17 protein-coding genes are annotated in these 12988 nt (G+C 54.9%); 14 read left to right on the plus strand and 3 right to left on the minus strand.

Features of this window, described 5'->3' with window-relative positions; all coding sequences use genetic code 11:
* Positions 1 to 5: 5 nt before the first annotated feature.
* Genes IT971_RS09480 through IT971_RS09510 form a run of 7 tightly spaced genes read left to right on the plus strand, consistent with a single transcriptional unit; the run spans position 6 to position 2502 of the window.
* The gene (locus tag IT971_RS09480) at positions 6 to 386 is read left to right on the plus strand and encodes a hypothetical protein (RefSeq protein WP_071240113.1); all 381 of its coding nucleotides are present in this window, start codon (positions 6 to 8) and stop codon (positions 384 to 386) included.
* Positions 383 to 718: a hypothetical protein gene (locus IT971_RS09485; protein ID WP_071240112.1), complete on the plus strand. Its 336-nt coding sequence runs from the start codon at positions 383 to 385 to the stop codon at positions 716 to 718. The genes IT971_RS09480 and IT971_RS09485 overlap by 4 nt, the downstream gene beginning before the upstream one ends.
* A gap of 37 nt (positions 719 to 755) precedes the next feature.
* Positions 756 to 1049 carry a hypothetical protein gene (locus IT971_RS09490; RefSeq protein ID WP_071240111.1) on the plus strand — a complete coding sequence of 98 codons (294 nt, stop codon included), beginning with the start codon at positions 756 to 758 and terminating at the stop codon, positions 1047 to 1049.
* 41 nt (positions 1050 to 1090) lie between these two features.
* Entirely contained in the window at positions 1091 to 1423 is a 333-nt protein-coding gene (locus IT971_RS09495) for a phage holin family protein (RefSeq protein WP_063093029.1), read from the plus strand.
* The gene (locus tag IT971_RS09500; protein WP_063093030.1) at positions 1420 to 1617 is read left to right on the plus strand and encodes a hypothetical protein; all 198 of its coding nucleotides are present in this window, start codon (positions 1420 to 1422) and stop codon (positions 1615 to 1617) included. Before IT971_RS09495 ends, IT971_RS09500 begins: the two co-directional genes overlap by 4 nt.
* 1 nt (position 1618) lies before the next feature.
* Positions 1619 to 2266: a cell wall hydrolase gene (locus IT971_RS09505; protein WP_063093031.1), complete on the plus strand. Its 648-nt coding sequence runs from the start codon at positions 1619 to 1621 to the stop codon at positions 2264 to 2266.
* A complete protein-coding gene (locus IT971_RS09510; protein ID WP_063093032.1) occupies positions 2263 to 2502 on the plus strand; it encodes a hypothetical protein in 240 nt (79 codons plus the stop codon). Before IT971_RS09505 ends, IT971_RS09510 begins: the two co-directional genes overlap by 4 nt.
* Positions 2503 to 2652: 150 nt before the next feature.
* On the opposite strand, the gene IT971_RS09515 is transcribed toward IT971_RS09510, so the two are convergent.
* Positions 2653 to 3006 carry a hypothetical protein gene (locus IT971_RS09515; protein ID WP_063093033.1) on the minus strand — a complete coding sequence of 118 codons (354 nt, stop codon included), beginning with the start codon at positions 3004 to 3006 and terminating at the stop codon, positions 2653 to 2655.
* Between the two features lie 345 nt (positions 3007 to 3351).
* Here IT971_RS09515 and IT971_RS09520 point away from each other — a divergent pair, with 345 nt between their 5' ends.
* Positions 3352 to 3825: a hypothetical protein gene (locus tag IT971_RS09520; protein ID WP_223305088.1), complete on the plus strand. Its 474-nt coding sequence runs from the start codon at positions 3352 to 3354 to the stop codon at positions 3823 to 3825.
* A gap of 81 nt (positions 3826 to 3906) precedes the next feature.
* Here the strand turns inward: IT971_RS09520 and IT971_RS09525 are convergent, their stop codons facing one another.
* Both IT971_RS09525 and IT971_RS09530 read right to left on the minus strand, forming a co-directional pair.
* Positions 3907 to 4149, minus strand: a complete 243-nt coding sequence (locus tag IT971_RS09525) for an Lrp/AsnC ligand binding domain-containing protein (protein ID WP_007089884.1) — start codon at positions 4147 to 4149, stop codon at positions 3907 to 3909.
* 97 nt (positions 4150 to 4246) lie between these two features.
* Positions 4247 to 5122 (minus strand): MurR/RpiR family transcriptional regulator, encoded by an 876-nt coding sequence (locus IT971_RS09530; RefSeq protein ID WP_065702202.1) that lies wholly within the window; start codon positions 5120 to 5122, stop codon positions 4247 to 4249.
* A gap of 508 nt (positions 5123 to 5630) precedes the next feature.
* On the opposite strand from IT971_RS09530, the gene IT971_RS09535 reads away from it, so the two are divergent.
* The 6 genes from IT971_RS09535 (at position 5631) to IT971_RS09560 (ending at position 12984) form a co-directional block, all read left to right on the plus strand.
* On the plus strand, positions 5631 to 6140 hold the full coding sequence (locus tag IT971_RS09535; RefSeq protein WP_007089882.1) for a TRAP transporter small permease subunit: 510 nt from the start codon (positions 5631 to 5633) through the stop codon (positions 6138 to 6140).
* On the plus strand, positions 6137 to 7462 hold the full coding sequence (locus IT971_RS09540) for a TRAP transporter large permease subunit (protein WP_063093036.1): 1326 nt from the start codon (positions 6137 to 6139) through the stop codon (positions 7460 to 7462). The genes IT971_RS09535 and IT971_RS09540 overlap by 4 nt, the downstream gene beginning before the upstream one ends.
* Positions 7463 to 7632: 170 nt before the next feature.
* Positions 7633 to 8685 carry a TRAP transporter substrate-binding protein gene (locus tag IT971_RS09545; RefSeq protein WP_007089880.1) on the plus strand — a complete coding sequence of 351 codons (1053 nt, stop codon included), beginning with the start codon at positions 7633 to 7635 and terminating at the stop codon, positions 8683 to 8685.
* A 256-nt stretch (positions 8686 to 8941) separates the two neighbouring features.
* Positions 8942 to 10309, plus strand: coding sequence for a glutamine synthetase family protein (locus tag IT971_RS09550; protein WP_063093986.1), 1368 nt, complete (start codon positions 8942 to 8944; stop codon positions 10307 to 10309).
* 84 nt (positions 10310 to 10393) lie between these two features.
* Complete coding sequence (locus IT971_RS09555) at positions 10394 to 11785, plus strand: aldehyde dehydrogenase family protein (protein WP_063093988.1); 1392 nt, start codon at positions 10394 to 10396, stop codon at positions 11783 to 11785.
* Between the two features lie 29 nt (positions 11786 to 11814).
* Positions 11815 to 12984, plus strand: coding sequence for an iron-containing alcohol dehydrogenase (locus IT971_RS09560; RefSeq protein WP_063093990.1), 1170 nt, complete (start codon positions 11815 to 11817; stop codon positions 12982 to 12984).
* Positions 12985 to 12988 lie beyond the last annotated feature (4 nt).

Genomic DNA, 12988 nt, shown 5'->3' on the forward strand with positions numbered 1-12988 from the left:
TAGATATGCATACTATTTTTTACGGACAAGAGAACGTTCCCGGCAACAATTCTGTTGATAACCCTGCATGTTCTAATGCCGGTGTTTTGAACGCTGGAAGTTTGCCTTTCACGGTTCCCGCAGGCAAAAAAGCTGTGGTCAAATCTTACGGCATCGAGGGATATGACTTTGCTGGGATTTCGGTAATTTTCCCGTGGATCGGCAGTACGATCACATCGAACAATCAGTGCCTGCATTCATGCGCAGCAGACAGCGGAAGCAATGAAGTTTTGGGCGGAGAATGGGAAGTTGACGAAGGTGAAACGCTCAACATACGATTGCAAAACGGTACAGCGAATACGGCGGTTTTCGGCTGGTACTGCAAGATTGAGGTTGTGGACCAATGACCTGCTATCCTCACATTGAAAACGGCGAGGTTCGGGGAGTTTATTACTCCCCGCAGCCGGGAAAAGCAGAAGAACCTTATACCGATGACGATCCTTTGATCGTTGCGTATTTCAACCCCCCGACAGCAATTCAGGATATCAAAGACGAGGCGCGTCGGCGGATTGATGAAATTGTCCCGCGTTGGATGATTGATCGTGAGATTCTTGGCGGGGATCCGGTGCCACAAGAACTGAAAGAGCAAGCAGAATCTATACGGACGGCATCTGACGGGCTTGAGGTCATACTGCCATACGATTACACCGCCGACAGCTATTGGCCGTCAACCTCGTAAGCAGGATTCACCATGAACCGCACATTATGGATCGCACTTGCTGCGGTCTTTTTTTTTATCGCTATCGCCCGCCATATCCGCAAGCCCCGTCTGTGGCGATCGCGCCAAGGTGATCGATAGTCTTGCGGCAAAGTATGCCGAGGAACCTGTTGCTGTCGGTGTCACGCCAAACGGCGGGGTGATCGAGGTGCTGAGCGCACCGGATGGTCAGACATGGACAATCCTGTTTACCCGGCCCGATCAGGTGACGTGCCTTCTGGCAAGCGGTGAAGCGTGGCAGCACATCGCGCCGGTTCCGGCATCGCGCGGTGATCCCGGCGACCCGGCTTAACAAACCTGCCGTTTCGACTTCATGCATCAGGGGGTGACAAGGTGCAGGAAAACATTCCGCCGGATTTCGATTGGGCCAATGTGCTTAAGCTGAATGCGCCGTTGCTGGCCTTTTCGCTGATGGTGCGGCTTCTGTGGCATCAGCGGCTGGTACGGGTCGGCCAACGCCGGTTCTGGTCATGGGATCTTTTGTGGGAACTGCCGATGGCGGTTCTGTGCTGTGCGGTCGGGGTGGGTGTTGCCAGCTATCTTGACCTTGTCGGCAGCCAGCAGATTGCCTGCATCGGCGTCTGTTCGTGGCTCGGGCCGCGGGGTGGCGAGGTCCTTCTGGATAAATTCCTGATGCGCTATGCGCCGAAAGGCACGGAAAAATGAAACTGCTGCGTGATCTTATGCGTGATCCGGTGATCTGGGTGTTTGCCGTTGCCGGTGCCGTGATTGGCGGGGTTGGTGCGTTCTTCCTGATCGGTGGTGTCTGGTTGACGATTGCCGGGGTTGCCGGTGGGGCTGTGACTGGCGTCATTGTCTTTGTGATCCTGCTGATGATTGCGTTGGCAAGTGGGGGTTAATATGGATTTGCAGATTGATACGCTGGCCCGCACGATTTATGGCGAGGCCAAGGCAAATGACGTTGCGGATGCACAGGCGATTGCCTGTGTTGTGATGAACCGGGTTGGGTATCGCAACTGGCCATCAACCCCGGCTGCGGTGTGCAAACAGGCGTGGCAGTTTTCCTGCTGGAATCAGAACGACCCGAACCTGTCGCGGATCATGAGTGCATCCGGTGCGTGGTTTGACAAATGCTGTGCAATTGCCAAGCTTGCGGTCGAGGGACGGCTTGAAGATCAGACCAGCACGGCAACGCATTACCTGACCCGCGCGGTGCGTTCAAAGACATTCTGGGCCAAGGGCAAGGTGCCTTGCTTTGAAACCGCAGGACACCTGTTCTTTAATGATATCGATACGCCTGCGCCGATCAGTGCCAAGGATGCGTTGGATCAGCAACGCCCGCTGTCGCAATCGCGCACGATCAAGGGCGCGTCTGTTGCCGGTGTCATGGCGGTTGTCGGCCCGGTGGCGGCGGATGTTTCATCCACGCTTGAGCAATACGCATACCTGTCTGACGTGATCAAATGGGGGTGTGTCGTTTTGGGCGCGATTGGCGCGGGCTGGGCTATTTATGCCCGGCTGAATGACCGTGCAAAGGGGCTGGTATGATAGCGGCTGTCGGTGCGTTCCTGTCGGGTGCGTGGATGCGCATCGCGATCATTGGCGGGGCGGTTCTTGCCGTCCTGCTGGTGCTGTTTTCCGCCAGGCATGCGGGGCGGCAGGCCGAACGGGTCGAAACCATGGCGCGCAACCTGGAGAACGTCAATGCACAACGCAAAGCGGCTGCTGCTGCCCCTTCTGATCGTGCCGGTGTTGTTGACCGGCTGCGCAACGGCAAATTCTGATTCTGCCGTCTGTCCGCCGGTGATCGAATATAGTGTGGAATTTCAGGGGCGTCTTGCCGATGAACTGGAAGCCCTGCCGGATGGTTCGGCGTTGGAACGTGCCATGATCGATTATGGCCGGGTGCGGTCGGAATTGCGGGCATGCCGTTCCTAATGCTGTTGCCGCCCGGCCCGTGTGGGGCCGAGGCGGCAGCTTTTGACGCATTCGGTCAGGGGCAGGCACCGCCGGTGCCCGCGCCCTTGTAGCGGGCAATAAAGTGGCTTGGCGATGTGATCAGCACTGTGTGTCGTTGCGCGCGGGTATGCGCCCAGATGTCCGCATACCTGACAGCGCATCCTGCGCAGGATATCGCCCAGTCCGATATCAGGGCCATGCCGTTCGATCAGTGGGCCAAGGCGTAAAACCCCGCCATGATCGCATAGATGGTTCGCGCAATAGACGAACATGTGATCATCATGCCGGGCCGCATCGCGCAGCGTGATGTAACCATCCCAATCGGGCATTTTTATTTATCCTGATTGTTCCTGTTTTGTTCTATTATCATCCCCGATTTCTAGGCCGTCGTCATCGCACCGAAACTGGTACACATTTTGGTACACATTTTGGTACACAACGCAAAATCAATAAGTTTAATAAACAAGCAAAAACAAACACTTGATGATAAGTGTAAGATCGGTCCCAATCCCTCCTTGTCCGCCATTGATCAAAGCACCCCAAAAGGGTGCTTTTTTCTTTTGAGCCGGGAATAAAACAATCATTTCAAACGTTATCGTAACAGGCGGGCTCGCTAATGGCGTTCTCGAACATCATCTATGATGGATCAGCTTTAATAATCCGACGAGGTTGCGATGATGTATTTCGATCAGTTCAAGTCCATCGCCAAACCATTGTTACTTGCGGGTTCGACCTTGCTGGCAGTGATGGTTCTGACGGCAACGGCGGCTGCGAGCAAGCCGGCTGCCGCGCCAGTTTACGAAATCGCGCAATCAGGTGGTTTTAGCCAAGAAGAACGGCGCATCATTTATGACGTGCTTGATGCGGTTGACCGCAATATTGGCGATGACGAAAATCGAGGCAAAGGTGGCAAGAGCAAGGACAACGGCAACGGCCAAGACGGATTGCCACCAGGCATTGCCATGAAGCTTGAGCGCGGCGGCACCTTACCCCCGGGGATTGCCAAGCGCGATCTTCCTGCGGATTTGCAGTCGCGTCTGCCATATCGTTCGGATGCCATTCGCCAGATTGTCGGCAATGATGTGGTCCTGATTGAAAAGGGGACCGATATCATCCTTGATGTGATCCGCGATGTGGTGCGCAACTAGCATCAGATGCGGTACCGACAAAAAACGCGGCGAAAATCTCACCGCGTTTTTTGTTAGTATATCTTTTATCTTTGCAGAAAATCAGGTGAAAGCGTTGAAGGTAATGATTGTCTGGGTGTCCTTGATATGGGGCAGCAGATGGATTTTTTCGTTTACATAGCGCCCGATATCCTGCCCATCCTCGATATAGACCTTGACCAGCAGTTCGAACGGGCCGGAGATCGAATAGACTTCCGAGACCCCTTCGATTTCCTCGACCAGTGCTGTGGCAACGTCATAGGCTTTGCCCAGATCGCATTTCACGAAAATGAAAAAGGGATGCATCGGTGCGGCTCCGGTATTTGGGGATAAAAATTATACCCCAAGCTATCGCGGTGCGGCGGTGGTTTCAATCATTACTGCGGCGAATATACGCTACGTATTACGATTGCGGCGGGCGGCGCAGCATTTCGAGATGTTTGATGCGCGCACGCACCTGTTCCGGGTTATGCTGCCCGACCCCTTCAAGCAGGGTTTCAAGCATCACCATGCTGGCCGCCGAGCTATCCCATGTCGTGCCGGTTTCGATGCGCACCGGAAAGACATGCCGGGCGAATTGCGCAATTGGACTGAGCCACTGATCGGTAAACAGGATGATTTTGGCGTCCTGTTTGGCAGCGGCTTCGGAAAAGGCAATGACATCGGCCTGATAACGCCGGACGTCGAAGACCAGAAGCACATCGCGTTTGCCGATATCGAGAAGGTCTTCGGCCCATTTGGCACTTTGGCCCGAAACGCGCCTAACGTGGCTTCGCATGGTGCGCAGATGTTCATAGGCATAGACCGCAAGGGCGGAGGTGAACCGCCCGCCAAGGATATAGACCGATCCCTTGCAGTTGCCGATCAGTTCGATGGCACTTTGCAGTTCGGCCGGATTGATATTGGCAAGGCTTGTGCGGATGTTGCTGATGGTGGCCTCAGTCATTTCATGAAGCAATTCCCCCATCGGATGACCGGAATGATTGCGCGAGCGGGGCAGGCTGCTTCGCGTTAAAGGCGATTGCAGGCGGGCTTCGAGTTCGCCGCGCAGGCGCGCCTGCATGTCGGGATAGCTGTCAAAGCCGATCTTGCTGGCAAAACGCAGCACCGTTGGGGCAGAAACGCCACACCGTTCGGCGAAGGTCGCCACCGTTTCAAGGCCGGCCATCGGATAGTTACCAAGCAGAGCCTGGGCGAGCTTGCGTTCCGATGCGGTCAGTGTATCGGCTTTTTGCGTGATCTGTTCGGCGACCGTTGGCTTTGTAGCCTGCTGCTTCACATTCAAAGGCGAGATTTCCCCGGTTATGCCATCCGCATGGAATGGCCAAACACCCGCAAAGTGCGCTTATGCATTGTTCGGGCGCGGTTTACCTTGTCTGACATACAAATACAATGATTGTAATGAATTTTACAATATTTGATATTCTTGTCATCAAAATTGAAATCATGTAACGTTCGTTACAGAGGGGATGAAACCCGTGCCGCAAAAAGCGGTGCAACAATTCAACGGCTTGGCAAAAGTCGGTCGCCCGAGAGGCGGTTCATCACACGGTACGGCCTTGCAAAAGGTAGTGCAGACAAGGGGATGCAATATGGGTTGTCAGGGCTGCGGATACTTCCATCCAGATTTGGTGTCGATGTTCGACCTGTCGGGTTTTTCCGGGCGGTAAGGCATTTCGGATCACCGTTCGTGTCCACCGGATGCGAACGGAGAGGATCGTATTTGCAGATGACAGGCCAGCCGCTGTTGCGACCCATAGAACAGGGAGATGTTGGGGTGGCGTTAGATGCCTGAATTTATCAAGACCTACGTCAGATGGGTCGATTGCGTTAACCGGATCATCGGCCGGTTTGCGATGTATCTGATCTTTGCGATGCTTGCGGTGCTTTTATATTCGGCTGCGACCAAGCTTATGGAATTTCCGGCCCTTTGGACGCTGGAAACCGCGCAGTTCCTGATGGTCTCATATTTCCTACTGGGTGGGGGATATTCCATGCAGCTGGACTCGCACGTTCGGATGGATTTGCTGTATGGCGCATTGTCGCCGCGCAAACAGGCCGGGCTTGATGCGATCACCATCCTGTTTCTGATCTTTTATCTGGCGTTTCTGCTGTATGGCGGCGTTTCATCGACCGCCTATGCGTTCGAGTATGGTGAAACCAGTTATTCCGCGTGGTCGCCGCCGATGTCGCCGATCAAGGCGATCATGACCTTTGGCGTGTTCATGATGTTGCTGCAGGCGATTGCGACCTTCTTCAAAGATGTGGCAGCCGCCTGCGGGGAGAGCCTTTCATGAGTTATGAGATGATCGCTCTTCTGATGTTTTCCACGATGATGCTGATGCTTCTGACTGGGAAACGGGTTTTTGGTGCCATTGGTTTTGTTGCCGTTGTCTTCGCGCTTGGCATGTGGGGGGATGGCGGTTCTGAAATGGCGTTCAGTGCCGCGATGAAGCTGATGAAGTGGTATCCGCTTCTCACGCTGCCGCTGTTTGTTTATATGGGTTACATGCTTTCCGAATCCGGTCTGGCAGACGACCTTTACCGGATGTTTCATGTCTGGATGGGGCCGGTCCGCGGTGGCCTTGCCATCGGGACGATTGTTTTGATGGTGGCGGTCTCGGCCATGAACGGGCTGAGCGTTGCGGGCATGGCGATCGGGGCGAGTATCGCGCTGCCGGAACTTTTGCGACGCGGCTATGACAAGATCATGGTGACCGGGGTTATTCAGGCGGGTAGTTCGCTTGGTATTCTTGTGCCGCCAAGTGTGGTTCTGGTGCTGTATGGCATGATCGCGCGTCAGCCTGTCGGACAGCTTTGGCTGGCGGGGGTGTTCCCCGGGCTGCTGATGGCCGGGATGTTCATCGTTTATATCGCCATTCGCTGCTGGCTGCAGCCCGATATGGGCCCGGCACTGAGCAAGGAAGAACGCGCGGAAATCACCTGGGGTGACAAGATCGGATTGCTGAAGGCGGGGATTGTTCCGCTGTTCATCTTTTTCTCGATGACCGGTCTGTTCCTGATGGGGATTACGTCGCTTGTGGAAAGTTCGGCGGTGGGGGCACTTGCCGCGACCATTGCCGCCTTTGCCAAGCGTCGCCTGACCCGTGGGGTCATGGAAGAAACCCTTCGCAAGACGCTTTCGATCAGCTGCATGTTTATGTGGATTATTCTGGCAGCACTGGCATTTGGTGCGGTGTTTGACGGGCTGGGTGCGGTCAAGGCGATTGAAAGTTTCTTTGTCGATCAGCTTGGACTTGGCCCGTGGCAGATCCTGATCATGATGCAGATTTCCTTCATCCTGATGGGCATGTTCCTTGATGACACGGCGATGCTGGTGATTGTCGCACCGCTTTATGTGCCGCTGGTCGGCGCCCTTGGTTTCGATCTGGTCTGGTATGGCGTGCTTTATACCATCACCTGCCAGATCGCCTATATGACGCCGCCGTTCGGCTACAACCTGTTCCTGATGCGTGCCATGGCACCGCCAGAGGTGACGTTAAAGGACATCTATAAATCCATCACACCGTTTGTGATCATCATGGCGATGGCGCTTGGCATCGTGATGGTGTTCCCGCAAATCGCGCTGTGGCTGCCAGAATGGCATTACGCGCGGTAAGCAAAACGAACCCGATACCGGCGGGGTCGCAACAGGCCCCGCCGTTCAAAACAAAATCAATTCAGGGGAGGTTTGAATTTCCAACAACAGGAGGCGCTGCCAGACCCGTTAGGCGGGCAGGGCAGTTAATGAATGCGTTAACGAACTTCATCGATCAGGGAGATGATACAATGACGACGAGACGCGACTTTATGAAAAAAGCCGGTGTTGCAACCGCAGCAGCGGGTACGACCGCCTTTGCCGCACCTTATGTCAAGGCGCAGAATGCCAAGATCACCTGGCGTTTGCAGACCTATGCCGGTCCGGCACTGGGCGAGCATGTTATCAAGCCAGCGATTGATGCCTTTAACAAGGTCGCCAACGGTGAAATGGAAATCGAACTTTATTACGCCGATCAGTTGGTTCCGACCGGCGAGCTGTTCCGTGCCATGCAGCGCGGTACCATTGATGCGGTTCAGTCCGATGATGACTCGATTGCGGCTCCGGTCGATATTTCGGTCTTTGGCGGCTATTTCCCGTTTGCGACCCGTTACAGCCTTGACGTTCCGGTCCTGTTTGAAGAATACGGTCTGAATGAAATCTGGGACGAGGCGTATGGTGAAGTCGAAGGTGTTAAATGGCTTTCGGCCGGTTCATGGGATCCGTGCCATTTTGCAACCGTTGATCCGATCAACAGTCTGGAAGACCTTAAAGGCAAGCGCGTCTTTACCTTCCCGACGGCAGGCAAGTTCCTGTCGCGCTTTGGCGTTGTTCCGGTTACCCTGCCGTGGGAAGACATCGAGGTTGCCGTCCAGACTGGCGAGCTTGACGGGATTGCATGGTCGGGCATCACCGAGGATTACACGGTCGGTTGGGCCGATGTGACCAACTACTTCCTGACCAACAACATTTCCGGTGCATGGTGTGGTTCTTTCTTTGCCAACGAAGAACGTTGGAACGAACTTCCGGAACATCTGAAAGTTCTGTTCAAGCTGTGCATGGATAGCTCGCACTATTATCGCCAGCATTGGTACTGGGGTGGTGAAGCCAAGCTTCGGACCCAGGGTACGAAGCTGAAGCTGACTTCGATCCCCGATGCGGAATGGGCGACGGTTGAAGCCGAAGCACATAAATTCTGGGACGAGATTGCACAGACCAGCCCGCGTTGCGCCAGAGTTGTGGACATCTTCAAACAGTATGCTGCCGTGATGGAAAAAGCGGGCAAGCCGTATCGTTACAGCTAAGCCAATCGGGAATGGTCACATTTGACCGGGCAGGGGGCGCAGGCGCATCATTTGTGTCTGTGTTCCTTGCATTCCCTAGGGTTTAGTTGATGTTCCAGTTTGTAACAAATAATACAAATAAGCAAAATTTATGTTTATTTGTTGCATAGTGTAATTTATATTACGCAACAAGACGTCACAAGACGCGATGACCAAAAACGGGCAGGAACCGGTCAGTCCGATACAAAAACAAAGCCCAAATCACAGGAGGCCGCCGATGCAGGCGAAGGATGTCAAAACCGCCGATGACGCACGAAAACTGATTAAGGAACGAGACATCAAATTCGTCAAAATCGGTATTTTCGACGTCGACGGAATCATGCGCGGCAAATACATGCATCGCGAAAAATTCCTGTCGGCACTCGATTCCGGTTTTGCCTTTTGTGATGTGGTTCTGGGTTGGGATTCAAATGACCAGCTCTATGACAAATCCGAGTTTACAGGATGGCACACGGCATATCCGGATGCACCGGTGCGCGTGATCCCCGAAAGCTGCCGCGAATTGCCGATGGAAGACGATACCGTTCTGTTCCTTGGCGAGTTCGAGGGACGGGCGGAAACCGTGTGCCCGCGTGGCACATTGCGCCGTGTCCTCGATAAAGCCGATAAGATGGGATATGACGTTTCGGCCGCCTGCGAGTTCGAGTTTTTCCTGTTCGAGGAAGACCCGCATTCCGTGCGCGAGAAGAACTATCGCAATCTGAAGAACATCACACCGGGCTTTTACGGTTATTCGATGCTGCGCAATTCCGTGCATTCGGAATTCTATCATGACCTGCTTGAACTGGGTGAAAGCATGGATTTCCCGATTGAGGGACTTCATACCGAAACCGGCCCTGGGGTTTTGGAAGCTGCCCTTACCCATGATGAGGCGATGAAAGCCGCCGACAAAGCCGCACTTTTTAAAACATTCACCAAGGTTCTGGCCCAGCGTGCCGGATGGATGGCAACATTTATGGCGAAATGGTCACCTGATTGGCCGGGGCAGTCGGGGCATATGCATGTTTCGATCAAGGGCAAGGATGGCCGGGCGGCATTTTATGACGCCAACAAGCCGCACAATATGTCCGATGAAATGCGGTGGTTCCTTGGCGGGCAACAGAAATTGATGCCGGAACTGCTGTCGATGGTGGCCTGCACGGTGAACAGTTATTCGCGACTGATCCCGGGTTTCTGGGCACCGACGACGGCAACGTGGGGTGTTGAAAACCGTACCACGGCCCTTCGTGTCATTCCGGGTAGTGCCAAGTCGCAGCGTATTGAATATCGCATTGCGGCGGCGGATATTAACCCCTATATCGCGCTTTCGGCGGCCATCGGTTCGGGGCTTTGGGGCATTGAAAACAAGGTGGAGCCGGGCGAAATGGTCGTCGGCAACGCCTATGCGCAGGAATTCCCCGAAGATACGAGCTTGCCTGCAACGCTTTACGAGGCAGCCGGACGTTTGCGCAAATCCGAGGCGGCAAAATCGCTGTTTGGTGAAGAATTCGTGACCCATTACGCCCAGTCGCGGGAATGGGAAGAACGCGAATTCCGCAAGGCGATTACCGACTGGGAAATGCAGCGTTACTTCGAAATCATTTGATCTGTTGCATGCGGCGACGCATCGTCGCTTCGCGCCTGGTCACATATCTTAGCGCCCTAACTCATTCTCCAATTGTGAGGCATCATGTCTGAGAGTTTACGCACCATCTCGCCCGTTGATGGATCCGTTTATGTCGAGCGTCCGCTTGCCGGTGCCGCCGAGATCAACAAGGCACTTGATGTTGCCCGCGCCGCACAGGCCGAATGGCGCAATGTGCCGGTTGCGACCCGTCAGGAAATCCTGCGCAAGGCGGTTGCCGCCTTTGTTGCGAAAAAGGATGAAATTGCCGCTGAGATCAGCTGGCAGATGGGCCGACCGATTTCGCAAGCCGGTGGCGAGGTTAACGGTTTTAAGGAACGCGCCGATTACATGATCAACATCGCGCCTGAGGCACTTGGCGATTACAATCCGGGCGAGAAGGCCGGTTTTAACCGTTTCATCCGTCGCGAGCCATTGGGCGTCGTTGCGATCATCGCACCGTGGAACTTCCCGTATCTGACGGCGGTGAACGGCGTTGTTCCGGCCCTTATGGCGGGGAATGCGGTGGTGTTGAAACATTCGCACCAGACCCCGCTTTGTGCAGAACGCTTTGCCGAGGCGTTTGAAGCCGCCGGTCTGCCCAAGGGATTGTTCCAGTATCTGCATCTGAGCCATGCGGATGCGGAAAAACTGATGGGCGATATCCGTGTTGATTTCGTCAATTTCACCGGTTCGGTGCCTGGCGGCCATGCTGTTCAGAAAGCGGTTGGAGGCAAGTTCATCGCGACCGGTATGGAGCTTGGCGGCAAGGACCCGGCCTATTTGCGTTCGGACGTCAATATCGATCATGCGGTGGAAAACGTCATTGATGGCGCGTTCTTTAACAGCGGACAGTCGTGCTGCGGGATTGAACGGATTTACGCCCATGAAAGCGTTTTTGATGCCTTTGTAGAGAAGGCTGCCGATCTTGTATCGCAATACCGCCTTGGCAGCCCGATTGATACGGAAACCAACCTTGGCCCGATGGTGCGTGCGTCATCAGCGGCCTTCGTACGGGGCCAGATTGCCGATGCCATCCGTGACGGGGCAAAGGCATTGATCGATCCGTCGAAATTTACCGCCAACAAGGAAGGCACCCCGTATCTTGCGCCGCAGGTCTTGATCAATGTCGATCATTCGATGCGCGTCATGAGCGAGGAAAGCTTTGGCCCGGTTGTCGGCATTATGAAGGTGACATCCGACGAGGAAGCCATTGCCCTGATAAATGACAGTGAATTCGGGCTGACGGCATCGATCTGGACAGCGGATGAGGATGCCGCCCTTTCGATTGGGGACCGGCTTCAGACCGGAACGGTTTTCATGAACCGTGCAGATTACCTTGATCCGGCACTGGCCTGGACGGGTGTGAAAAATTCGGGACGTGGATGCACGCTTTCGAAACTGGGTTACGAATCCCTGACCCGGCCGAAAAGCTTCCACCTGCGGACCAAGATTTAACGTCGCGTTTGCGCGCAAAGGATACAGAAATGACCAAGAAGATTGTTGGAAACTGGAACTTCCCGACCTCCGTGCGTTTTGGTCCGGGCCGTATTTCAGAACTGGCAGATGCCTGCAAGGCAACCGGCATGAAAAAGCCGTTGCTGATCACCGACGAGGGTCTTAAGGATCTGCCGATGGTACGTGATGCGATTGCCGCAAACGAAGCCGCAGGACTTCCGACCGGGCTGTTTGCCGGGGTCAAAGGCAACCCGACAGGCAAAAACGTTGAAGACGGTCTGGCGGTCTATCGTGCCGGCGGTCATGACGGTGTGATTGCCTTTGGTGGCGGTTCGGGCCTTGATGCGGCCAAGGCCGTGGCCCTGATGGCAGGGCAGATCCGCCCGATGTGGGATTTCGAAGATATAGGTGATTGGTGGACCCGCGCCGATCCGGCTGGTATCGCCCCGATTGTTGCGGTTCCGACCACATCAGGGACCGGTTCCGAAGTGGGCCGTGCCAGCGTGATTACCAAAGAAGACACGCATGAAAAGAAAATCATCTTCCATCCGAAGATGTTGCCAGCCATCGTGATTTCCGATCCGGAACTGACCATTGGCCTGCCGCCGCATGTGACGGCGGCCACTGGTGTCGATGCGTTTGTTCATTGTTTCGAAGCCCATTGTGCGCCGGGTTATCATCCGATGGCGGATGGTGTGGCCCTTGAAGGTATGCGCCTGATTGCCGATGCGCTGCCGCGTGCCTATGACAATGGCAAGGATATCGAGGCGCGTGCCGATATGCTTTCGGCAGCGTCGATGGGGGCGACAGCCTTCCAGAAGGGGCTTGGCGGTGTTCACGCACTGGCCCATCCGATCGGGGCGATTTTCGATACCCACCACGGCCTGACCAATGCCATCCTTTTGCCGTATGTCATGCGGGCCAACCGCCGTGCGATTGAAGGCAATTGTGAAACGATTTGCCGTTTGCTGGGCCTTGCCGCACCGGGCTTTGACACCCTGTTTGAATGGGTTCTGGCGTTCCGTACCCGTCTTGGCATCGTCAATACGCTGGCGGAAATCGGTGTCGACGTAAACCGAGCCGACGAAGTCGCGACCAAAGCCAAGGGTGATCCGTCCGATGGAGGCAACCCGATTGAACTTTCGGTGGCTGATTATGCCGAAATCTTCCGTCGGGCCTGTGTCGGCGAGCTTGGCTAAGTTC

Source organism: Thalassospira sp. B30-1 (assembly GCF_015767575.1).
GTDB lineage: Bacteria > Pseudomonadota > Alphaproteobacteria > Rhodospirillales > Thalassospiraceae > Thalassospira > Thalassospira xiamenensis.